This window comes from Mycobacterium decipiens (genome assembly GCF_963853665.1).
In the GTDB taxonomy this organism is placed as follows: Bacteria; Actinomycetota; Actinomycetes; order Mycobacteriales; family Mycobacteriaceae; genus Mycobacterium; species Mycobacterium decipiens.
Genome location: NZ_OY970459.1, coordinates 989309 through 1009416 on the forward strand (window position 1 = coordinate 989309; position 20108 = coordinate 1009416).

Sequence of the window (20108 nt, forward strand, 5' to 3'; positions counted from 1 at the left end):
ATGTTGATTCCCCGTAAGGTTAAGCATCGCAAGCAGCACCATCCCCGCCAGCGTGGTATAGCCAGCGGCGGCACGGCGGTGAACTTCGGCGACTATGGCATCCAGGCCCTGGAGCACGCCTATGTCACCAACCGGCAGATCGAGTCAGCGCGTATCGCCATCAACCGGCACATCAAGCGTGGTGGCAAAGTGTGGATCAACATCTTCCCGGACCGCCCGCTGACCAAGAAGCCCGCCGAGACCCGGATGGGTTCGGGCAAAGGCTCGCCGGAGTGGTGGGTAGCCAACGTCAAGCCGGGCCGGGTGCTGTTCGAGCTCAGCTACCCCAATGAAGGAGTCGCCCGAGCCGCGCTCACCCGGGCGATCCACAAGCTGCCGATCAAGGCGCGCATCATTACCCGAGAGGAGCAGTTCTGATGGCAGTGGGAGTTTCGCCTGGCGAACTGCGTGAGCTCACCGGCGAGGAGCTGGCCGAGCGGTTGCGTGAGTCCAAAGAAGAGCTGTTCAATCTGCGCTTCCAGATGGCGACCGGCCAGCTCAGCAACAACCGCCGGCTCCGCACGGTGCGTCAGGAAATTGCGCGCGTCTACACGGTGCTGCGCGAGCGAGAACTGGGTCTGGCGGCTGGTCCCGATGGTCCCGATGGTCCCGATGGTAAGGAATCGTGATGGCAGAGGCTAAGACCGGCGCGAAGGCTGTGCCCAAGAAGGCCGCACCCAGCAAGGCGGCATCCACGGACGCTGAGCCGAAAGGCGCGGCCAACGTTGGTGGGCCCAAGCACACTCCGCGCACTCCGAGGCCGCGCGGCCGCCGCAAGACACGAATCGGCTATGTGGTGAGCGACAAGATGCAAAAGACCATCGTGGTCGAGTTGGAAGACCGCATGCGGCACCCGCTGTACGGCAAGATCATCCGGACCACCAAGAAGGTCAAGGCGCACGACGAGGACAGCGTTGCCGGCATCGGCGACCGCGTCTCGCTGATGGAGACGCGTCCGCTGTCGGCGACCAAGCGCTGGCGGCTCGTCGAGATCCTCGAAAAGGCCAAGTAAGGGCCGAGTAGAGGCCTATTGAAGGCCGACCCGTCGCCCTGGCGTTAGATCAGGAGGTCGCCGGGTCTTGGTGGCATGCGGCCGCCGACTCGCAGTGTTCGCGCCGGCGCGCTGAAGCCTGCGACGGCATTCGGCACGGGTGGCCGTGGCTGTTGCCCGTCCCCGGCACCCTGTGACCAGGGATTTCAATTGGCTGGCAATCGCATCCGACCCGCGTGCGAGCGGCATGGCGCGATGGAGACTTTGGCGATGCTTGGGTTCGCACGCGCCTGGCCTGCGCGGCAATGGTGGGTCCACGGATCGTGTGAGGAGGTGATCCATGTCCCACGAGTTCTGTTCTGCGAGCACGAGGTTGCGTACTCTTTGCCCCTCTACTGGGCTGACGACATCACCGAATGAGCGGATGGCTAGGCCCGGTGACTACGTGGAACGGAACCGCCCGAGGGGCGAACGGCCCCATCCACCAGGTAGAGCCGAGCCGTAGCGCCCGGGTCCCCGCCGACGGCTTTAGGCGGACGACCGATAGCGGTGGATGAGGTTGTCACGGGCGCCTTTTGACAGGCAATCACCGGATTTGGCCCAGCCCTCGGCGGCAGCTGGGCGCGGTAATGGGTCGTCGTCGCCGGCACGGATCTGTGCGGTTGGGTGCCCCGGTTGCTGATCATGCGGCCGGCCAGCGGCACGGCGGCAAATTCCTCGGCGAGTCTCAGGTCCGAGCCGACCAGCTGCGAGTGCGCGTCCTTGGCCACCTCGCCGGCGGATCGCGTCGCCAGTCGCACACTCGATGCGGCCGCCCCGGCGGGCAGCCCGGAAATCCTCAGCAAATTTCTATGTTCCATGTGTAGTGTACACAACCGTTCATTAAGTCCACTAAGAGAGTGAGGCTTGGCTTATGGCGCCTGGGGCCAGCGAGTCGGTGTTCAACGGCAAGATCGAGCTGGATATTCGTGATTCGGAGCCGGATTGGGGCCCGTATGCGGCGCCGACCGCACCGGAGAATTCGCCAAACATCCTCTACCTGGTGTGGGACGACATCGGTATCGCGACCTGGGACTGCTTTGGCGGCCTGGTCGAGATGCCCGCGATGACGCGGATCGCGCAGCGCGGCGTGCGGCTGTCGCAGTTTCACACCACCGCACTGTGCTCACCGACACGGGCGTCGCTGCTGACTGGCCGCAACGCGACCACCGTGGGCATGGCCACCATCGAAGAGTTCACCGACGCGTTCCCCAACTGCAACGGGCGGATCCCGGCCGACACCGCGTTGCTTTCCGAGGTGCTGGCCGAACGCGGCTACAACACTTACTGCGTGGGCAAGTGGCACCTGACGCCACTGGAAGAGTCCAGTATGGCGGCGACCAGGCGGCACTGGCCGACCTCGCGCGGATTCGAACGGTTCTACGGGTTCATGGGTGGGGAGACCGACCAGTGGTACCCCGACCTGGTGTATGACAACCATCCGGTGAGTCCGCCCGGCGCGCCCGAGGACGGCTATCACCTGTCGAAGGACATCGCTGACAAGACGATCGAGTTCATTCGTGATGCCAAGGTGGTCGCGCCCGACAAGCCGTGGTTCAGCTATGTGTGTCCCGGAGCCGGGCACGCGCCCCACCACGTGTTCAAGGAATGGGCCGAGCGCTACGCCGGCCGGTTCGACATGGGCTACGAGAGCTATCGCGAGATCGTGCTGGAAAAGCAGAAGTCGATGGGGATCGTGCCGGCAGACACCGAATTGTCGCCGATCAACCCCTATCTCGATGTGAAGGGCCCGTCGGGTGAGCCATGGCCGCGCCAGGACACGGTTCGGCCGTGGGACTCGCTCAACGACGAAGAGAAGAAGCTGTTTAGCCGGATGGCCGAGGTGTTCGCCGGCTTCCTGAGCTACACCGATGCGCAGATCGGCCGGATCCTGGATTACCTCGAGGAATCCGGCCAGCTGGACAACACCATCATCGTGGTGATCTCCGACAACGGGGCCAGCGGTGAGGGCGGACCCAATGGTTCGGTCAATGAGGGCAAGTTCTTCAACGGCTACATCGACACCGTCGAAGAGAGCATGAAGCTCTTCGAGCACCTCGGTGGTCCGCAGACCTACAACCACTACCCAATCGGGTGGGCGATGGCCTTCAATACGCCCTACAAGCTGTTCAAGCGCTACGCCTCGCACGAAGGAGGCATTGCCGATCCGGCAATAATTTCGTGGCCCAACGGTATTGCCGCGCACGGGGAGGTCCGCGACAAGTACGTCAACGTCTGCGACATCACGCCGACCATCTACGACCTGTTGGCCATGACAGCGCCGGAGACCGTTAAGGGCATCGAGCAGAAACCGCTGGACGGCGTGAGCTTCAAAGCGGCCCTTGCTGACCCGGCCGCGGACACCGGCAAGACCACCCAGTTCTACACCATGCTGGGCACCCGCGGGATCTGGCATGACGGTTGGTTCGCCAACACCGTTCACGCGGCCACACCGGCCGGGTGGTCGCATTTCGACGCCGACCGCTGGGAGCTGTTCCACATCGAGGCCGACCGCAGCCAGTGCCACGACCTGGCCGCCGAGTACCCCGACAAGCTCGAGGAGCTCAAGGCGCTGTGGTTCTCCGAGGCCGCCAAGTACAACGGATTGCCGCTGGCGGACCTGAATCTTTTTGAGGTGATAACCCGGTCGCGGCCCTACCTGGTCACCGAACGAGCCAGCTACATCTACTACCCGGGCTGCGCTGATGTCGGCGTCGGCGCTGCCGTCGAGATTCGGGGCCGCTCGTTCGCGGTGCTGGCCGACGTGACGGTGGATACCACGGGCGCCGAAGGTGTGCTGTTCAAACACGGCGGCGCCCACGGCGGGCACGTGCTCTTCATCCAGGACGGACGCCTGCACTACGTCTACAACTTCCTCGGCGAGCGCCAGCAGCTGGTCTCCTCCTCCGGTCCGGTCCCGTTGGGCCGACACCTGCTCGGGGTCCGCTATTCGCGGACGGGAACCGTGCCGGACAGCCACACGCCGCTGGGCGATCTCGCGTTGTTCGTCGACGACGACGTGGTGGGCACGCTCGCCGATGTGACGACGCACCCCGGAACGTTCGGGTTGGCCGGTGCGGGCATCACCGTCGGCCGCAACGGCGGTTCGGCAGTGTCCAGCCGCTACAAGGCGCCGTTCGTGTTCACCGGCGGCACCATCGCCCAGGTCACCGTCGACCTGTCCGACCGACCGTATGAAGACGTCGAAAAAGAACTTGCGCTCGCATTTGCGCGCGATTGAGTTCGGCTGCCGAAATCGCCTCTGCCGCCCGACTTCGCGGCCGTCATATCCTGAAGTCGTGCTGACCGAGCTGGTCGAGGTTCCCGGCGGATCGTTCCGCATGGGGTCGACCAGCTTCTACCCTGAGGAAGCGCCAATCCACACCGTGACGGTGGGCGCCTTCGCGGTGGAGCGGCACCCGGTGACCAACGCGCAGTTCGCCGAATTCGTTGCCGCGACAGGCTATGTGACGGTCGCCGAACAGCCCCTAGACCCCGCGCTCTACCCGGGGGCCAGGGCCGATGACCTGTGCCCGGGTGCGATGGTGTTCCGTCCCACACCGGGTCCGGTCGACCTGCAGGATTGGCGGCAGTGGTGGGACTGGGCGCCGGGCGCGTGCTGGCGCCATCCGTTCGGCCCGGACAGCGGTATCACGGACCGCGCCGACCATCCGGTGGTGCAGGTGGCTTATCCCGATGCCGCTGCCTATGCACGGTGGGCGGGGCGTCGGCTGCCGACCGAGGCCGAATGGGAGTACGCGGCGCGGGGTGGAACGACGGGGACCTACTCGTGGGGCTACGAGGAGAAGCCCGGGGGCCAATTGATGGCCAACACCTGGCAGGGCCGATTCCCGTACCGCAACGATGGCGCACTGGGCTGGATCGGAACCTCGCCGGTGGGGACGTTCCCGTCCAACGGATTCGGGCTGGTCGATATGACGGGAAACGTCTGGGAGTGGACGACCACCGAGTTCGCCGCGCACCATCGCACGAATCAGCCCCCGAAAGCCTGCTGCGCACCTACCGGTCGCGCGGACCCGACGATTAGCCAGACCCTCAAAGGTGGCTCGCACCTGTGTGCCCCGGAGTACTGCCACCGCTACCGGCCGGCGGCGCGCTCGCCGCAATCGCAGGACACCGCGACCACCCACATCGGATTCCGGTGCGTGGCCGACCCGGCGTCGCACTGAGCAACTCGTTGATCTCTGGCTCGGCGCGTTGCCGCTGCATAGTCGCCGCGGTTCACTAGTCTGACCGCGTGTTGGCTCCGAAAAACGGGACTTCACGCGGAACCGGCGGCGACCGATGACCCATCACGCACCGCCGGCGCAGCCGACTTCAGCGCCGCCCCGGCCGCGGGGACCGCGCATCGCGATCGGAATCGGAATTGTTCTGGGCGCCATCGTCGTCTATGCCCTATCCCTGTTCGGCGTCCATTGGCTCGCCACCTCGGCGAGCCCGACGCCCGAACCCGACCTGGGCACGACCGAAGACACCGTCGTGCAGGTGCGCCTGGAGAAGCTGGAGACGGTGGCAAACCGCCTGACGGTGAATGTGCTTGTCATCCCTGAGGATTCAATGTTCGACAAGCGTCTCTTTGTGTTGACCGCCGATACCGCCGTGCGCCTGTATCCGGAGAACGACCTGGGAGACCTGCAATATCCGGTCGGAAAATCGCCGGCGCAGGTCGCCACCACGATCGAGGCGGAGGGCGATCCCGGTAACTGGCCATTCGACTCCTACACGACCGGCATAGTTTCAGCCGATGTGTTGGTCGGATCTGGCGATGAACGCCACTACGTACCCGGACGGGTCGAAGTTATCGGGTCGATGGATGGCTGGGATGCCAGCGTCCAGCGTGTCGGTGAATCCAGCCAAACCTCAAGTCGCCCGGACAATGTGATCATCACCCTGCACCGGGCCAGGGGCCCGCTGATCTTCGACCTGGGAATCGTCTTGGTCCTGGTCAGCCTGCCCACCTTGGCATTGATCGTGTCCATTCCGATGGCATTGGGCAGGCGGAAGTTCGTTCCGGCCTTCGTTTCGTGGTTCGCCGCGATGCTGTTCGCGGTGGTCCCACTGCGCAATATCCTTCCCGGCAGCCCACCGCCGGGCGCGTGGATCGACCAGGCGGTCACGCTGTGGGTGCTGATTTTGTTGATCGTGGCGATGAGCCTGTTCATACTCGCCTACCGCCGGCAGTCGGACTGATTTAGAAACGCCGCCGGCGCACCCGCCGGTTGCTAACATCTGACTCCGTGTCGCGTCTGGCGGTGACAACCGATGGTCGATAGCGACGCGCCAACGGGTGCGGCGCCGCCACGGCCGGGTGCCGAGCCGGGTTCAGGGGCGAGTGCCTCGCCGGAACACAAGCACATGTCGCGGCGAACGCATCTCGTGCTCGATGTCTGCATCATTGTCGGCGTCGCGGTTGTCTACATTTTTTCGCTGCTCGGCTATCACTGGCTGGCCAGCACGCCGGGTCCACTGCCCAAGCCCGATGTCGGCACCACCGACGACACCGTGGTTTTGGTCCGCTTCGAGCAGCTGCGCACCGTCGAGAATCGCCTCGATGTGAAAGTGCTGGTGATGCCCGACGATTCGATGATCGACCATCGCCTCGACGTATTGACTGTCGACACCTCGGTGCGCTTCTACCCGGAGAATGAACTGGGAGATCTGCAGTACCCGGTAGGAAAGTCGCCCGCACAAGTCGCAACCACCATCGAGGCGCACGGCGACCCCGGAAACTGGCCATTCGACACCTACACCACCGACACCATTCAGGCCGATGTGCTCGTCGGGGCGGGCGAAAGCCGGCAATACAAACCCGCCCGGGTCGAAGTGACCGGATCGTTGGAAGGCTGGGACATCAGCGTCACCCGGGTCGGAGACAGCAGCCAGACCTCGGATCGTCCGGACAATGTGGTCGTCACCCTGAAGAGGGCCAAGGGTCCGTTGGTCTTCGACCTGGGCATTTGCCTGGTCCTGATCACGTTGCCGACGTTGGCGCTGTTCGTGGCCATTCAGATGATCACGGGCAGGAGAAAATTCCAACCACCGTTCGGCACCTGGTACGCCGCGATGCTGTTCGCCGTGGTGCCGTTGCGCAATATCCTCCCCGGTTCCCCACCGGCGGGTGCATGGGTTGACCAAGCCATCGTGATCTGGGTGCTGGTAGCGCTGGCCACGGCCATGGTGGTGTACATCGTCGCCTGGTACCGGGAATCGGACTGAGATTAGCCGAGTTCGGGCCCGGTTTGGGTCGGCAATTTGGCTCTGAGCTGGCCGTCCCCTAGACTCTAGGGGTTGCCTTGGGCAGACCTCGGCCGGCATGTGCAAGCCCGAAAGCTTGGCAGTTGGCCCCGCGTGCCCTTCGGCGACAAGACCGCGTACGTCAGGTTTTGGGTCGGCTGTTGCTCACTATGGGCGCACTGACCTGTTCTCCTGCCGTGCACACGTCAACCAGGTCAGGAGATCTAGTGATTCAGCAGGAATCGCGACTGAAGGTCGCCGACAACACCGGCGCCAAGGAGATCTTGTGCATCCGGGTGCTCGGCGGTTCGTCGCGACGCTACGCCGGCATCGGCGACGTCATCGTCGCCACCGTCAAGGACGCCATCCCGGGCGGCAATGTCAAGCGGGGGGATGTCGTCAAGGCCGTCGTCGTGCGCACCGTCAAGGAACGCCGGCGTCCCGACGGCAGCTACATCAAGTTCGACGAGAACGCCGCGGTGATCATCAAGCCCGACAACGACCCGCGCGGGACCCGCATCTTCGGGCCGGTCGGCCGCGAGCTGCGGGAGAAGCGGTTTATGAAGATCATTTCGCTGGCCCCGGAGGTGTTGTAGATGAAGGTCCACAAGGGCGACACCGTGCTGGTGATCTCGGGCAAAGACAAAGGGGCCAAGGGCAAAGTCCTGCAGGCCTATCCGGACCGTAACCGGGTACTTGTCGAGGGTGTCAACCGGATCAAGAAGCACACCGCGGTGTCGACCAACCAGCGCGGCGCGCGGTCGGGGGGGATCGTCACCCAGGAGGCGCCGATCCACGTCTCCAACGTGATGGTGGTCGACTCCGACGGCAAGCCCACCCGAATCGGCTACCGGGTCGACGAGGAGACCGGCAAGCGGGTCCGTATCTCCAAGCGCAACGGCAAGGACATCTGAGGACATGACCACTACCGAAGGCAGCGTGAAGGTTCAGCCGCGGCTCAAGGAGCGCTATCGCAGCGAGATCCGGGATGCGCTGCGCAAGCAGTTCAGTTACGGCAACGTCATGCAGATTCCGACGGTGACCAAGGTCGTCGTCAACATGGGTGTTGGCGAGGCCGCCCGCGACGCCAAGCTGATCAACGGCGCGGTCAACGACTTGGCGCTGATCACCGGGCAGAAGCCGGAAATCCGCAAGGCGCGGAAGTCCATCGCGCAGTTCAAATTGCGCGAGGGCATGCCGGTCGGCGTGCGGGTGACGCTGCGCGGTGACCGGATGTGGGAGTTCCTCGACCGGCTCACATCAATCGCGCTGCCCCGTATTCGCGACTTCCGCGGGCTTTCGCCCAAACAGTTCGACGGTGTCGGCAACTACACCTTCGGGCTGGCGGAACAGGCGGTGTTCCACGAGGTCGATGTGGACAAGATCGACCGGGTCCGCGGCATGGACATCAACGTCGTCACCTCGGCGGCGACCGACGACGAAGGACGAGCGCTGTTGCGGGCCCTCGGCTTTCCCTTCAAGGAGAACTGAGCAGATGGCGAAGAAAGCACTGGTCAACAAGGCCGCACGGAAACCGAGGTTCGCGGTACGCGCCTACACCCGTTGCAGCAAGTGCGGCCGCCCGCGCGCGGTGTACCGCAAGTTTGGGCTGTGCAGGATCTGCCTGCGCGAGATGGCGCACGCGGGTGAATTGCCCGGCGTGCAGAAGAGCAGCTGGTAAGAGGCACAGGACTAAAGCGCGGTAGGCCCCGACGGGAACCACCGCGAGGAAGGTTACAGACGCTGTCATGACCGCGATGTCGACGATGCAGTGGGGGCACCCCCAGACGCGCAGCGGCGAGGGGGCCGCAGCGATGAAGAGGAGTAGCGCTCAATGACTATGACGGACCCGATCGCAGACTTCTTGACCCGTCTGCGCAACGCCAATTCGGCCTATCACGACGAGGTGAGTTTGCCGCACTCGAAGCTCAAGGCCAACATCGCGCAGATCCTCAAGAACGAGGGGTACATCAGCGACTTCCACACCGAGGACGCTCGGGTCGGCAAATCGCTGGTGGTCCAGCTCAAGTACGGCCCCAGCCGGGAGCGGAGCATCGCCGGTTTGCGGCGGGTGTCCAAGCCCGGGTTGCGGGTGTACGCGAAATCCACCAACCTGCCGCGGGTGCTCGGCGGCCTGGGCGTGGCGATCATTTCGACCTCCTCGGGCTTGCTCACTGACCGTCAGGCAGCCAGACAGGGCGTGGGCGGCGAAGTCCTCGCTTACGTCTGGTGAGAGTGAGGGATAACGATGTCGCGTATTGGTAAGCAGCCGATTCCGGTCCCCGCCGGCGTCGACGTAAAGATCGACGGACAGAACGTCTCGGTGAAGGGGCCCAAGGGCACCCTGGATATGATGGTCGCCGAGCCGATCAAAGTGGCGCTGGGCGACGACGGCGCGATTGTGGTCAGCCGTCCCGACGACGAGCGGCGTAATCGCTCACTGCACGGGCTGTCGCGCACCCTGGTGTCCAACTTGGTCACCGGGGTCACGCAGGGGTACACCACCAACATGGAGATCTTCGGGGTCGGCTATCGGGTGCAGCTCAAGGGCTCCAATTTGGAGTTTGCGTTGGGGTACAGCCACCCGGTGGTGATCGAGGCCCCGGAAGGCATCACGTTCGCCGTCCAGGCCCCGACGAAGTTCACTGTTTCCGGGATCGACAAGCAGAAGGTCGGCCAGATCGCGGCGAATATCCGCCGTCTCCGCCGTCCCGACCCGTACAAGGGCAAGGGCGTGCGCTACGAGGGCGAGCAGATCCGCCGCAAGGTCGGAAAGACAGGTAAGTAGTCATGGCGCAATCACAGGCTGGTACCGCGGCGCGAAAGCCGCTGGGGCAGAGCGTATCCGCAACTCGGCGGGTCTCCCGGCTGCGCAGACACGCGCGGCTGCGGAAGAAGATCTCCGGCACCGCGGCGCGCCCACGGCTGGTGGTGCACCGGTCCGCGCGGCACATTCACGTGCAACTGGTGAACGACCTCAACGGCACCACCGTGGCCGCCGCTTCGTCGATCGAGGCCGACGTGCGCGGCGTGCAGGGGGACAAGAAGACCCGCAGTGTGCGGGTCGGCCAGTTGATCGCCGAGCGAGCCAAGGCGGCCGGCATCGACACCGTGGTGTTCGACCGTGGCGGGTACACCTACGGCGGACGGATCGCGGCGCTGGCCGATGCGGCACGCGAGAACGGATTGAGTTTCTGATGAACGGGAGGACCGCATAATGGCGGAGCAGCCGGCCGGACAGGCAGGCACGACCGAGGGCCGTGACACCCGCGGCGATCGGGAGGGCCGGGGCCGTCGCGACAGCGGCCGCGGCGGTCGCGACCGCGACAGCGAGAAGAGCAACTACCTGGAGCGGGTCGTCGCCATCAACCGCGTCTCCAAGGTGGTCAAGGGTGGTCGGCGATTCAGCTTCACCGCCCTGGTCATCGTGGGTGACGGCAACGGGATGGTCGGTGTCGGCTATGGCAAGGCCAAGGAAGTCCCGGCCGCAATCGCCAAGGGTGTCGAGGAGGCCCGAAAAGGCTTCTTCCGGGTGCCGCTGATCGGTGGCACCATCACGCACCCGGTGCAAGGTGAGGCGGCGGCCGGTGTGGTGCTGCTGCGCCCGGCCAGCCCGGGTACCGGTGTGATCGCCGGTGGTGCGGCCCGCGCGGTGTTGGAATGTGCCGGGGTGCACGACATCCTGGCCAAGTCGCTGGGCAGTGACAACGCGATCAACGTGGTGCACGCCACCGTGGCCGCCCTCAAGCTGCTACAGCGTCCGGAGGAGGTGGCGGCCCGCCGCGGGCTGCCGATCGAGGACGTCGCCCCGGCCGGGATGCTGAAGGCGCGTCGGGAAAGTGAAGCGCTGGCCGCCAGTGCGCCGCGAGAGGGAACGACCTAGCCATGTCCCAGCTGAAGATCACCCAGGTGCGCAGCACCATCGGAGCGCGCTGGAAGCAGCGCGAGAGCCTGCGCACGTTGGGCTTGCGCAAGATTCGTCATTCGGTGATCCGCGAGGACAACGAAGCGACTCGCGGGCTGATCGCTGTGGTGCGTCACCTCGTGGAGGTCGAGCCCGCGCAGACCGGAGGGAAGACATCGTGACGCTCAAGCTGCACGACCTGCGCCCCGCGCGCGGGTCCAAGACCCCCCGTACCCGGGTCGGTCGCGGTGACGGCTCCAAGGGCAAGACCGCGGGCCGTGGCACCAAGGGCACCAGGGCCCGCAAGCAGGTGCCGGCGACCTTCGAGGGCGGGCAGATGCCGATCCACATGCGGTTGCCGAAGCTCAAGGGCTTTCGTAACCGGTTTCGCACCGAATACGAGATCGTCAATGTCGGTGACATCAACCGGTTGTTCCCCCAGGGTGGTGCAATCGGCGTGGATGAACTGGTGGCCAAGGGGGCCGTTCGCAAGAATTCTCTGGTCAAAGTGCTGGGCGACGGCAAGCTGACCGTGAAAGTCGACGTGTCCGCGCACAAGTTCAGCGCCAGCGCGCGCGAGAAGATCACCGCCGCGGGCGGCTCGGCCACCGAACTCTAGCTACGGCGAGCAGACGCAGAATCGCACGCCGCGGCTCGAATGCGTGCGATTCTGCGTCTGCTCGCCGCAACTTTGCGCAGTCAGCGCAGCCGCGGAATCACTTCGGCGGCGAGGCGCTCCATTTGTTCGCGGTTCTGCGCGACATCGGCGCCGACGGGGTTGAGCAGCAGCATCTGGGCACCGGCGTCGATCACCTCGGCGAGCCCTCGCGCTACGTCGTCAGGTGTGCCCGACACCGGAACCGAGTCGATGCCGGGCATTTTTCCGTAGATGCGCCCCAGCCCGGCCAGCACCCGTTCGCGGGCCCTGCCGGCGTCGTCGTCGATCATCAGATAGACCCGTTTGCCCACGGTGAAGTGCGCGGGATCCTTGTGCTGTTCCGCGAGTTCACGACGCACAATGGTGACGGCTTCGGCGAAGGTGGCCGTCGGCGAGGAGCCCGCGCCGAGGAACGCGTCACCATGGCGCACCGCCCTGGCCAGGGCCTTGGGCGCCAGGCCGCCGAACCAGATCGGCGGGTGTGGTCGCTGCACCGGTTTGGGCTGGATGGGAACGTCGTCGACGTCACGGAACCGGCCGTGGAACGTGACCCTGGGTTCGTCGGACCAGGCCGCCTTCATCAACTCCAGCCCTTCGCTGAAATACCGGAGGTAGCTGGCCTTTTCCACGCCGAAGGCGGCGAACCTGCGGGAGCCGCCGCCGGGTGCGACACCCAGGTCGAGCCGGCCATGGCTGAGCCGATCGACGGTGGTCGCGGCCGAGGCCAGCTGCAGCGGATCATGCAACGAAGTCACCAGGACTGCGACCCCCAGGCGTAGCCGCTCGGTGCAGGCCGCGGAATACGCCAGCAGCTGAAGCGGTGCCAGCAGCGGTGCCTCGCCGATGACCTGCTCGAGCACCCAGCCGCCCTCGAACCCGAGCTGCTCGGCGCGCACCAGATACGAACGCAGTCCGGCGGCGTCGAATCCGTCGGAGTCGAGCTGGGGGATAGCGATGGAGAACCTCACCGCACCACCGTACGGCGGTCGGCTGCTCGGCATCGGTACGCTGCCAGTATGTTCGGTTTTCTGCCTGCACTGCCCGGCGTCTTGAATTTGGGGGACGACATGCGTGCCCTGATCAGCCGGGTTGATACGGCCCGCCACCACGGTGTACCCAACGGCTGCGTGCTCGAATTCAACCTGCGGTCCATGCCGCCCGAGACGACGGGCTTCGACCCCCTGACGGTCCTCACCGGGGGCGGGCGGCAGCTGGCACTGCGCGACGCTGTCGCCGCGATTCATCGTGCCACCGAGGACCCCAGGGTCGCCGGGCTGATCGCCCGCGTGCAGCTGCCGCCCTCGCCCACCGGGGCGGTTCAGGAGCTGCGTGAGGCCCTGGCGGCCTTCAGTGCGGTCAAGCCGTCGCTGGCGTGGGCCGAAACCTATCCGGGCACCCTGTCCTACTATCTGGCGTCGGCGTTCGCTGAGGTCTGGATGCAACCCTCGGGCAGTGTGGGGCTGGTCGGCTTCGCCAGCAACGCCACGTTCCTACGCGATGCGCTGGACAAGGCCGGCATCGAAGCCCAGTTCGTCGCCCGGGGCGAATACAAGTCGGCGGCAAACCTTTTCACGGAGGGCGGCTTCACCGAGGCCCACCGCGAAGCGGTCACCCGGATGCTGGAAAGCCTGCAGGACCAGGTGTGGCAGGCGGTCGCCAAATCACGCAACATCGACGTCGGCGCGCTCGATGAGCTGGCTGACCGAGCACCGCTGTTGCGCGATGACGCGGTAACCTCCGGTCTGATCGACCGGATCGGCTTCCGCGACGAAGCCTATGCTCGCATAGCAGAATTGGTTGGTGTGGAAGAGAGTTCACCGGAATCCGGTGACTCCGACGCAACCGCAGACGAAAAGCCGCCGCGAATGAATCTGGCGCGCTACGCCGGTTCCGCCCGGCCTTGGCCCTCGCCCCCCGTCCCGTCGATTCCCGGTCGCCGGCCCAAGCCGACGATCGCGGTGATCACCCTGGAAGGCCCGATTATCAGCGGGCGTGGTGGGCCCCAGTTTCTGCCGCTCGGTCCGTCGAGCGCCGGCGGTGACACGATAGCGGCGGCACTGCGGGAGGTGGCCACCGACGATTCGGTGTCGGCGATCGTGCTGCGGGTCGATAGTCCGGGGGGCTCGGTCACCGCATCGGAGACCATCTGGCGTGAGGTGAAACGGGCTCGCGACCGTGGCAAGCCGGTGGTGGCGTCGATGGGTGCGATCGCCGCCTCCGGTGGCTACTACGTCTCGATGGGCGCCGACGCGATCGTGGCCAACCCGGGCACCATCACCGGTTCGATCGGTGTGGTCACCGGAAAGCTGGTGGTTCGGGACCTGAAGGACCGGTTGGGCGTCGGGTCGGATACGGTGCGCACCAACGCCAATGCCGATGCCTGGTCGATAGATGCACCGTTTACGCCGGCCCAGCAGGCCCACCGGGAGGCGGAGGCGGACTTGTTTTACAGCGACTTTGTGGAACGTGTCGCCCAGGGCCGCAACATGACCAGCGACGCCGTGGATGTCGTTGCGCGAGGTCGGGTCTGGACCGGCGCCGATGCTCTTGAGCGTGGCCTGGTCGACGAACTCGGCGGCCTTCGAACCGCGGTGCGTCGGGCGAAGGTGCTGGCCGGACTCGACGAGGACGCTGAGGTTCGCATCGTCAGCTACCCGGGCTCGTCGCTGTGGGATATCGTGCGGCCGCGTACGTCGTCACGACCGGCGGCGGCCTCGCTGCCGGATGCGGTGGGTGCGCTGCTTGCCCGCTCGGTCGTCGGGATCCTCGAGCAGGTGGAACAGACGCTGAGCGGTGCCAGCGTGTTGTGGCTGGGGGAGTCGCGCCTCTAGCCGTTCAAGCCACCGCTGATGAAGATGATTTCGCCAAGCGGGTCGTCATCTTGTGGGGCGGGAACAGTCAAACCATTGCGCCTGAACAGTTCGGTTCGCGCTACGCCCTCGACATTCCAGCCGGTAGCGCACAGGTAGTCGACGACGTGGTTGCGCTCGCCGGAATACACCAGCGACGCCATGTCGATGTCCACGCCGTGTTGCCGAAACGAACCAGCCATTTCCCGTGCCCGGTCTGCATCGAAATCCACAATGCCCCGCACAAATTCGGTTGCGATCGTGCTTCCCGGAACACTGAGCTCGGTGATGTTGTCGAATAACCGGTCCTGGGCATCCGGCGCTAGGTAGATCAGCAGGCCTTCGGCCAGCCACGCTGTTGGTGCCGTCGAGTCCAGGCCGGCCGCTTGCAGTGCCGCCGGCCAGTCAGCGCGTAGGTCGATGGGGACGGTTCGCCGAGTAGCGGTGGGTTCGGAGCCTGCCAAAGTGGTTGTCTTGAAATCGATTACCTGTGGTTGGTCGATCTCATAGATTACGGTGCCGGCCGGCCATGGCAACCGGTAGGCGCGCGCGTCCAACCCGGACGCGAGGATCACCACTTGTCGCACTCCGCCGTCGGTGGCGCTGCTGAAGTAGTCGTCGAAGTACTTGGTGCGCACCGCTATCCCGTCGATCATCGCCTGTGCCCGCTCCGGCGAGAAGTTGCCCATCGTTACCGCATCGAGCTCACCATCGATCATTTTGGTGAAGAAATCCAGCCCGACCGCGCGCACCAGCGGCTCGGCGAACGGGTCGTTGATCAAACCTCGTGGATCCTTGGTCGCCATCGCGCGTCCGGCAGCGACCAGGGTCGCGGTGGCGCCGACGCTGGAGGCCAGGTCCCAGTTGTCGTCGTGGGTACGTGGCATGTCGGTCCTATCTCAGTGTCGGGCGGGTAGCGCGAAGGTAGCTGAGCCGTCCCAAAACACGATGCCGCTGGCTGGCAACCTCGGAGCAATCGAACCCAGCCGTCGTCAGTAGCTGTGAAATCGATTCGCCGAGATTGCTGGCGCCGTGGTGGCGGTGCATGATGAGCCGGGCGGCCAGGCCATCGTCGGCGGTCGTGCCGTCGCTCAAATCGACCAGGTGTAACCTGCCGCCGGGACGCAAGACACGGAATACCTCGGCTGCCGCAGCGGCTTTCGTGTCGTCCTCCAAATGGTGCAGCATCATCGATGAGAGTACTCGGTCGAATTCGCAGTCAGCGTAGGGCAGCTGTTGAGCGTAGCCACGGTCGAAGCGAATCCCGGCCAACGTGCCTGACTTCCGCTGTGCCCGGCGCAGTGCCAGTGGGTCGGGGTCGGATCCGATCACTTGTATTGCGGGATAAGCGCGTTTCACGCGGGCGGTGAGGTTGCCGGTACCGCAACCAATTTCCAGAACTCGGTGGTCTTCTGCGAGTTCGGCCTGCGCGATCAGCGTCGTATAGACCCTATTGAAGCCAAGCAGGCGGGCCAGCAGGTCGTAGGCCGGGAGCAACGCATCATGGCCTGCGGCTGGGAGGTAATCATGCCGGCTTCGGATCCGGTGGATGGCACGATGTAGATGCTGAGCCACAAGGCCATGCTAGCCGCGTTCTGGAGCCCGAATGGCCCTACTTGTCTTTCCGATGCAACGTGCCGCTGACATAGAAGAAGTCAGGCAGCGGTACTTCTTCGTCCTCGTAGGGTTGAAATCCGTTGGCTGTCAGCAGGTCCTGGGATTTGATCTCGGTCAGCAGCCAACCACGGTCAGATAGGTAAGAGGAGGCCTCGTTGCGCTCGCCGAAGTACACCAGTTCATTCATGTCGAGATCGAGACCGTATATGCGCCAACGATCGGCGAGGATCTTCATGCGTTCGCGCATCCGTCCCTCATGATGCGGCTCGAAGTTGCGCATGCTCTCGGTGGCAATCCTGCTGTCCGGCGCGCTGAGCGCGCTGACCGTGTCCAGCAGGCGGTCCTGGGCCTCCGGCGGGAGGTAGCGGAGCAACCCTTCGGCGCTCCACGCGGTGGGTTGGGTCGGGTCGAAGCCCGCCGCGCGCAACGCGGTGGGCCAATCCTCGCGCAGATCGGTGGCGACCACCCGCCGGTCGGCGGTGGGCACGGCGTCCAGTTCAGCGAGTGTGCGAGTTTTGAATTCCACAACTTGCGGTTGGTCAATCTCATACACCACGGTCTGAGCGCGCCATGGCAGCCGGTATGCGCGGGAATCCAAACCCGAGGCGAGGATCACCACCTGTCTGATGCCCGCGCGCGTCGCATCCATGAAGAACTCGTCGAAGAACTTGGTACGGACGGCATGGTAATCGGCCATCCGGGCCATTGACGCATTCGGACGTTCCGGGTCGTCGATGTCTGAGGCGCTCAATTCCCCGCTTGCCAGCCGGGTCAGCACGTCCACCCCTACCGCTCGGACCAGCGGCTCAGCGAACTGATCATTGATCAGCGGGTCATCCGCGCGGGTTGCCATCGCGCGGGCTGCGGCAACCATCGTGGCGGTCGCCCCGACGCTGGATGCGAGATCCCAGGTGTCCCCCTCACACCTGATCGAATAGGTGGATGTCATGTATTGCCTCTCTGTAAACACCGAGATAATTCCTTAGTAAAATTAACAACCGTCCACGAATTCCGCGACTTGAAAGGCTTGCGGATAAGCGGCGGCGCCCGGGTTCCATACGACATGGCCTGAGCAATGACCGAATGAATCGCCGCATGTCGCGTCGCACAATTCGCAGTCGGCGCTACGGTGCCGGCGCGATGGTGCCGTCGAAACGGTGTGCGGGCATCTCGTAGCCGAAGTAGCGGGGACCGACCAGCGCGAGTCCCGCTGCGCTGTGCCAGCGCGGGTCAGCCGGCGCGGCGATGACGCGCACCCGAAGGCCATAGCGCAGGGCCTCGGTCGTGATCGGCTCGCCCGAGTCGTGCTCGAGCACGATGATGAGATCGGGCGTCGTTGCGAGCGTGCTGCCGGCCAACTCGGCGATCAGGTGTTCGTTCTGAAACTGCAGCGTGAGGATGCCCGTGCCACCCTCGATACGAGCAAAGCCGCGGGCAAACCCCTTGGTCGTGGCGCGCTGCACGTCAACAACCTTGCCCGCGAAAAGCGTTCGCCCGCCGAGCTGTTCGACGACGCGCTGAACCGGATCGTTCTTGGCGTCGCGTGCGCCACGGATACCAGCGCCGATCTCCACGCATCGCCGAAGGGATCCCGGCACCAGGCTGTCGCGCGCCTGCACACCCGACATTGAGAACCCGGCGAACGGTACCACCGACCCCATCTCGACGCATGCCACACGGGCGATGCGCTCGGTCCACATATTGTCGACGGTCTGCAGCACAACGACGTTGCCCTTCTCGTCGGCTAATGCGAGCGGTGATGCGGCGATTCCGTAGAGGGTCGGCAGGACCATCTGCAGCTCTGGGAACGCGCGGCCCATCCCGTCGGCGTCCAGCAACGGCAGCCCGAGCACCGCGGCCGCTGCCACCGGTATGGTGGAGTTCACTCCGCCGGCCTCCAAACACGCAACGTGGCTGACGCGCCTACCGAGGTAGGCGCCCAACGTTTCGATCGGGCCGACAACCGCGTTGAGGTTCGGCGGCTTCTCGATCAGGACCGTGGGCGCGCCCATCAAAGCAACCGTGATCACCAATGCGTCGTCGGGTAATTCGTCGACGGTCACGGCGTTGACCGGGCCATATCGGGCGAGCGCCTGGCTGGCGATCAGGCCGCCGATATACGGGTCGCCGCCGCCTCCAGTACCCAGTACGGCCGCGCCACGCGCAAGGTCAGCGATGGTCGCATCGGTAACCTGCCAGCCCATCATGTCCCCAGCTCAAGATCGCCAACCGCCTTGACGCTCACGCGCGTTGCGTTGCCGGGCAGGTAGGGAATCGGCACCTCGTCGAAGTCGACGATTGCGACGGTGTCCGCTCTTGCGCCGGCGGCGACGGCTTTGGCGATTACCTGCTGTTTCAGCGCCGCGATCGTCGCCGCACGTGCATCGGCTTCGAAATCGATGATCGTGTCGAGCTGTCCGCTGATCTGTGCGATAGACGCCCCGATTGCGTTGGCGACGGCATAGTTTTGCGGCCGGTGGACGGCGCCGAAGATCGGCAACTCGTCGGGCAGCAGGATCGATCCGCCGCCGACGGCGACGACAGGAATCGGCTCTGCCGAGGTGCGCATCCGGTCGACAGCCTCCGCTATGCGCTCGGCGACACGGTCCAACACGCGCTGTACCAGGTCAGCGTCGACATGAGCGACCTTCGACGGGTCGCCCACATTTGCCCGGCCCGCGGCCACGGCAATGTCGGTGGCGGTGAGGGTGGAACCGCCGAAGACTAGTGCCTGGCTTGTGAGCCGATAGCCGACCGATTCAGGGCCAACCTCGCCGCTCTCGACGTCAACGATGCTCCCGCCACCGATGCCGATCGACAACACATCGGGCATGCGGAAATTCGTACGGATACCGGCGACCCGCACCACACTGGCCGTTTTGCGTGGGAATCCGCCGATCAGCAGGCCAATGTCAGTCGTCGTTCCGCCCACGTCGATGACTGCGCAGGTCGACATCCCGCTGATAGCGGCGGCGCCGCGCATGGAGTTCGTGGGCCCCGAGGCGAACGTTGCGACCGGGTAGCGGCGCACGAAGCCCTCGTTCATGAGCGTGCCGTCGTTCTGGCTGAAGAAGATCGGCGCGTCGATGCCGTGGGAGCCAACGGCGGCAGCGAGGCCGCCGACGATCTCGCCGGCCAACTCACGCAGCGCGGCGTTGATGATGGTGGCATTCTCGCGTTCTAGCAGGCCGATCTTGCCGATCTCGTGGCTCAGTGAGATCGCGATGTGAGGACCCAGCTCGTCGGCCACCACCCGGCTCGCCTTGAGTTCGACATCGTGATTGATGGGGCTGAACACGCTCGAAATCGCGACCGAGCGGATGCGATGGCGGCGCATGTCGCGGGCGTGCGTGCGCAGTTCGTCGGGGTCGAGCGGCGAAATGGGACGCCCGTCGAACTCATAGCCGCCATGCGCTAGGTAGTGCCGGGCGTGCAGCGCCCCTACCAACTCCGTCGGCCAGTCAACGAACGGCGGCAGCGCATCGGTCGCAGGGAGGCCGATGCGCAGCGCGGCAGTAGGGGCCAGCCGCTTGGCCTGGACGAGCGCATTGATGAAATGCGTCGTGCCGATCATGACGGCCTGGATGTCGGAGCCCGCGAACCCGTGCCGGCGCCGGAGATCCTCGATCGCGTGCGCTATGCCGCTCGTGACGTCGGGAGTGGTGGCGTGCTTGACGCCGGCGAGCGCGGTGGCGCCGTCCATCAGCACGGCGTCAGTGTTCGTGCCGCCGACATCGATTCCGATGCGCATAGCTG

25 protein-coding genes are annotated in these 20108 nt (G+C 65.2%); 18 read left to right on the forward strand and 7 right to left on the reverse strand.

Annotated elements, in window-relative coordinates; all coding sequences use genetic code 11:
- Genes rplP through rpsQ form a run of 3 tightly spaced genes read left to right on the forward strand, consistent with a single transcriptional unit; the run spans nt 1 to nt 1051 of the window.
- Nucleotides 1-417, forward strand: coding sequence for a 50S ribosomal protein L16 (gene rplP, locus AADZ55_RS04470; RefSeq protein WP_085323048.1), 417 nt, complete (start codon nt 1-3; stop codon nt 415-417).
- The gene (gene rpmC, locus AADZ55_RS04475) at nt 417-668 is read left to right on the forward strand and encodes a 50S ribosomal protein L29 (protein WP_085323049.1); all 252 of its coding nucleotides are present in this window, start codon (nt 417-419) and stop codon (nt 666-668) included. The genes rplP and rpmC overlap by 1 nt, the downstream gene beginning before the upstream one ends.
- Nucleotides 665-1051, forward strand: coding sequence for a 30S ribosomal protein S17 (gene rpsQ / locus AADZ55_RS04480; RefSeq protein WP_085323050.1), 387 nt, complete (start codon nt 665-667; stop codon nt 1049-1051). Before rpmC ends, rpsQ begins: the two co-directional genes overlap by 4 nt.
- A gap of 407 nt (nt 1052-1458) precedes the next feature.
- Here rpsQ and AADZ55_RS04485 read toward each other — a convergent pair whose 3' ends face one another.
- Complete coding sequence (locus AADZ55_RS04485) at nt 1459-1890, reverse strand: hypothetical protein (RefSeq protein WP_133056387.1); 432 nt, start codon at nt 1888-1890, stop codon at nt 1459-1461.
- 53 nt (nt 1891-1943) lie between these two features.
- On the opposite strand from AADZ55_RS04485, the gene AADZ55_RS04490 reads away from it, so the two are divergent.
- The 14 genes from AADZ55_RS04490 to rplO all read left to right on the forward strand — a co-directional run bounded on the left by AADZ55_RS04490 (nt 1944) and on the right by rplO (nt 11847).
- A complete protein-coding gene (locus tag AADZ55_RS04490; RefSeq protein WP_085323052.1) occupies nt 1944-4310 on the forward strand; it encodes an arylsulfatase in 2367 nt (788 codons plus the stop codon).
- 58 nt (nt 4311-4368) lie between these two features.
- Nucleotides 4369-5259 (forward strand): formylglycine-generating enzyme family protein, encoded by an 891-nt coding sequence (locus AADZ55_RS04495; protein ID WP_085323053.1) that lies wholly within the window; start codon nt 4369-4371, stop codon nt 5257-5259.
- 115 nt (nt 5260-5374) lie between these two features.
- On the forward strand, nt 5375-6280 hold the full coding sequence (locus AADZ55_RS04500; protein ID WP_085323054.1) for a DUF4436 domain-containing protein: 906 nt from the start codon (nt 5375-5377) through the stop codon (nt 6278-6280).
- Nucleotides 6281-6352: 72 nt separating this feature from the next.
- A complete protein-coding gene (locus tag AADZ55_RS04505) occupies nt 6353-7306 on the forward strand; it encodes a DUF4436 domain-containing protein (RefSeq protein WP_085323055.1) in 954 nt (317 codons plus the stop codon).
- A 245-nt stretch (nt 7307-7551) separates the two neighbouring features.
- Nucleotides 7552-7920 carry a 50S ribosomal protein L14 gene (gene rplN / locus AADZ55_RS04510; protein ID WP_003403649.1) on the forward strand — a complete coding sequence of 123 codons (369 nt, stop codon included), beginning with the start codon at nt 7552-7554 and terminating at the stop codon, nt 7918-7920.
- The gene (rplX, locus tag AADZ55_RS04515; RefSeq protein ID WP_085323056.1) at nt 7921-8238 is read left to right on the forward strand and encodes a 50S ribosomal protein L24; all 318 of its coding nucleotides are present in this window, start codon (nt 7921-7923) and stop codon (nt 8236-8238) included.
- A 4-nt stretch (nt 8239-8242) separates the two neighbouring features.
- Entirely contained in the window at nt 8243-8815 is a 573-nt protein-coding gene (gene rplE / locus AADZ55_RS04520) for a 50S ribosomal protein L5 (protein ID WP_085323057.1), read from the forward strand.
- Nucleotides 8816-8819: 4 nt separating this feature from the next.
- On the forward strand, nt 8820-9005 hold the full coding sequence (locus AADZ55_RS04525; RefSeq protein WP_071511658.1) for a type Z 30S ribosomal protein S14: 186 nt from the start codon (nt 8820-8822) through the stop codon (nt 9003-9005).
- 153 nt (nt 9006-9158) lie between these two features.
- Nucleotides 9159-9557: a 30S ribosomal protein S8 gene (rpsH, locus tag AADZ55_RS04530; protein WP_085323058.1), complete on the forward strand. Its 399-nt coding sequence runs from the start codon at nt 9159-9161 to the stop codon at nt 9555-9557.
- A gap of 15 nt (nt 9558-9572) precedes the next feature.
- On the forward strand, nt 9573-10112 hold the full coding sequence (rplF, locus tag AADZ55_RS04535) for a 50S ribosomal protein L6 (RefSeq protein WP_085323059.1): 540 nt from the start codon (nt 9573-9575) through the stop codon (nt 10110-10112).
- Nucleotides 10113-10153: 41 nt separating this feature from the next.
- Nucleotides 10154-10522: a 50S ribosomal protein L18 gene (rplR, locus tag AADZ55_RS04540; protein ID WP_085323418.1), complete on the forward strand. Its 369-nt coding sequence runs from the start codon at nt 10154-10156 to the stop codon at nt 10520-10522.
- 19 nt (nt 10523-10541) lie between these two features.
- Nucleotides 10542-11207 carry a 30S ribosomal protein S5 gene (rpsE, locus tag AADZ55_RS04545; RefSeq protein ID WP_085323060.1) on the forward strand — a complete coding sequence of 222 codons (666 nt, stop codon included), beginning with the start codon at nt 10542-10544 and terminating at the stop codon, nt 11205-11207.
- A gap of 2 nt (nt 11208-11209) precedes the next feature.
- On the forward strand, nt 11210-11410 hold the full coding sequence (rpmD, locus tag AADZ55_RS04550) for a 50S ribosomal protein L30 (protein WP_085323061.1): 201 nt from the start codon (nt 11210-11212) through the stop codon (nt 11408-11410).
- Nucleotides 11407-11847, forward strand: a complete 441-nt coding sequence (rplO, locus tag AADZ55_RS04555; RefSeq protein ID WP_085323062.1) for a 50S ribosomal protein L15 — start codon at nt 11407-11409, stop codon at nt 11845-11847. The genes rpmD and rplO overlap by 4 nt, the downstream gene beginning before the upstream one ends.
- Nucleotides 11848-11927: 80 nt before the next feature.
- Here the strand turns inward: rplO and AADZ55_RS04560 are convergent, their stop codons facing one another.
- A complete protein-coding gene (locus AADZ55_RS04560; protein ID WP_085323419.1) occupies nt 11928-12854 on the reverse strand; it encodes an LLM class flavin-dependent oxidoreductase in 927 nt (308 codons plus the stop codon).
- Between the two features lie 48 nt (nt 12855-12902).
- Here AADZ55_RS04560 and sppA point away from each other — a divergent pair, with 48 nt between their 5' ends.
- Entirely contained in the window at nt 12903-14717 is a 1815-nt protein-coding gene (gene sppA / locus AADZ55_RS04565; protein ID WP_085323063.1) for a signal peptide peptidase SppA, read from the forward strand.
- On the opposite strand, the gene AADZ55_RS04570 is transcribed toward sppA, so the two are convergent.
- The 5 genes from AADZ55_RS04570 to AADZ55_RS04590 all read right to left on the reverse strand — a co-directional run bounded on the left by AADZ55_RS04570 (nt 14714) and on the right by AADZ55_RS04590 (nt 20103).
- A complete protein-coding gene (locus AADZ55_RS04570) occupies nt 14714-15622 on the reverse strand; it encodes a class I SAM-dependent methyltransferase (RefSeq protein WP_119184858.1) in 909 nt (302 codons plus the stop codon). The two genes, sppA and AADZ55_RS04570, sit on opposite strands and share 4 nt — an antisense overlap.
- 7 nt (nt 15623-15629) lie before the next feature.
- Complete coding sequence (locus tag AADZ55_RS04575; protein WP_085323064.1) at nt 15630-16310, reverse strand: class I SAM-dependent methyltransferase; 681 nt, start codon at nt 16308-16310, stop codon at nt 15630-15632.
- Between the two features lie 37 nt (nt 16311-16347).
- Nucleotides 16348-17301, reverse strand: a complete 954-nt coding sequence (locus tag AADZ55_RS04580; RefSeq protein WP_085323065.1) for a class I SAM-dependent methyltransferase — start codon at nt 17299-17301, stop codon at nt 16348-16350.
- Nucleotides 17302-17476: 175 nt separating this feature from the next.
- Nucleotides 17477-18556, reverse strand: a complete 1080-nt coding sequence (locus tag AADZ55_RS04585; protein ID WP_242669940.1) for a DUF917 domain-containing protein — start codon at nt 18554-18556, stop codon at nt 17477-17479.
- Nucleotides 18556-20103, reverse strand: a complete 1548-nt coding sequence (locus tag AADZ55_RS04590; protein ID WP_085323067.1) for a hydantoinase/oxoprolinase N-terminal domain-containing protein — start codon at nt 20101-20103, stop codon at nt 18556-18558. The genes AADZ55_RS04585 and AADZ55_RS04590 overlap by 1 nt, the downstream gene beginning before the upstream one ends.
- Nucleotides 20104-20108 lie beyond the last annotated feature (5 nt).

Coding starts and splice junctions, on each gene's coding strand:
- AADZ55_RS04490 (WP_085323052.1), top strand. CDS start 1,944: ATGGCGCCTGGGGCCAGCGAGTCGGTGTTCAACGGCAAGATCGAGCTG.
- AADZ55_RS04505 (WP_085323055.1), top strand. CDS start 6,353: ATGGTCGATAGCGACGCGCCAACGGGTGCGGCGCCGCCACGGCCGGGT.
- AADZ55_RS04500 (WP_085323054.1), top strand. CDS start 5,375: ATGACCCATCACGCACCGCCGGCGCAGCCGACTTCAGCGCCGCCCCGG.
- rplX (WP_085323056.1), top strand. CDS start 7,921: ATGAAGGTCCACAAGGGCGACACCGTGCTGGTGATCTCGGGCAAAGAC.
- AADZ55_RS04485 (WP_133056387.1), bottom strand. CDS start 1,890: ATGGAACATAGAAATTTGCTGAGGATTTCCGGGCTGCCCGCCGGGGCG.
- AADZ55_RS04525 (WP_071511658.1), top strand. CDS start 8,820: ATGGCGAAGAAAGCACTGGTCAACAAGGCCGCACGGAAACCGAGGTTC.
- AADZ55_RS04580 (WP_085323065.1), bottom strand. CDS start 17,301: ATGACATCCACCTATTCGATCAGGTGTGAGGGGGACACCTGGGATCTC.
- rpsE (WP_085323060.1), top strand. CDS start 10,542: ATGGCGGAGCAGCCGGCCGGACAGGCAGGCACGACCGAGGGCCGTGAC.
- rplF (WP_085323059.1), top strand. CDS start 9,573: ATGTCGCGTATTGGTAAGCAGCCGATTCCGGTCCCCGCCGGCGTCGAC.
- rpsH (WP_085323058.1), top strand. CDS start 9,159: ATGACTATGACGGACCCGATCGCAGACTTCTTGACCCGTCTGCGCAAC.
- rpmC (WP_085323049.1), top strand. CDS start 417: ATGGCAGTGGGAGTTTCGCCTGGCGAACTGCGTGAGCTCACCGGCGAG.
- AADZ55_RS04585 (WP_242669940.1), bottom strand. CDS start 18,556: ATGGGCTGGCAGGTTACCGATGCGACCATCGCTGACCTTGCGCGTGGC.
- sppA (WP_085323063.1), top strand. CDS start 12,903: ATGTTCGGTTTTCTGCCTGCACTGCCCGGCGTCTTGAATTTGGGGGAC.
- AADZ55_RS04590 (WP_085323067.1), bottom strand. CDS start 20,103: ATGCGCATCGGAATCGATGTCGGCGGCACGAACACTGACGCCGTGCTG.
- rpmD (WP_085323061.1), top strand. CDS start 11,210: ATGTCCCAGCTGAAGATCACCCAGGTGCGCAGCACCATCGGAGCGCGC.
- rplE (WP_085323057.1), top strand. CDS start 8,243: ATGACCACTACCGAAGGCAGCGTGAAGGTTCAGCCGCGGCTCAAGGAG.
- rplP (WP_085323048.1), top strand. CDS start 1: ATGTTGATTCCCCGTAAGGTTAAGCATCGCAAGCAGCACCATCCCCGC.
- AADZ55_RS04570 (WP_119184858.1), bottom strand. CDS start 15,622: ATGCCACGTACCCACGACGACAACTGGGACCTGGCCTCCAGCGTCGGC.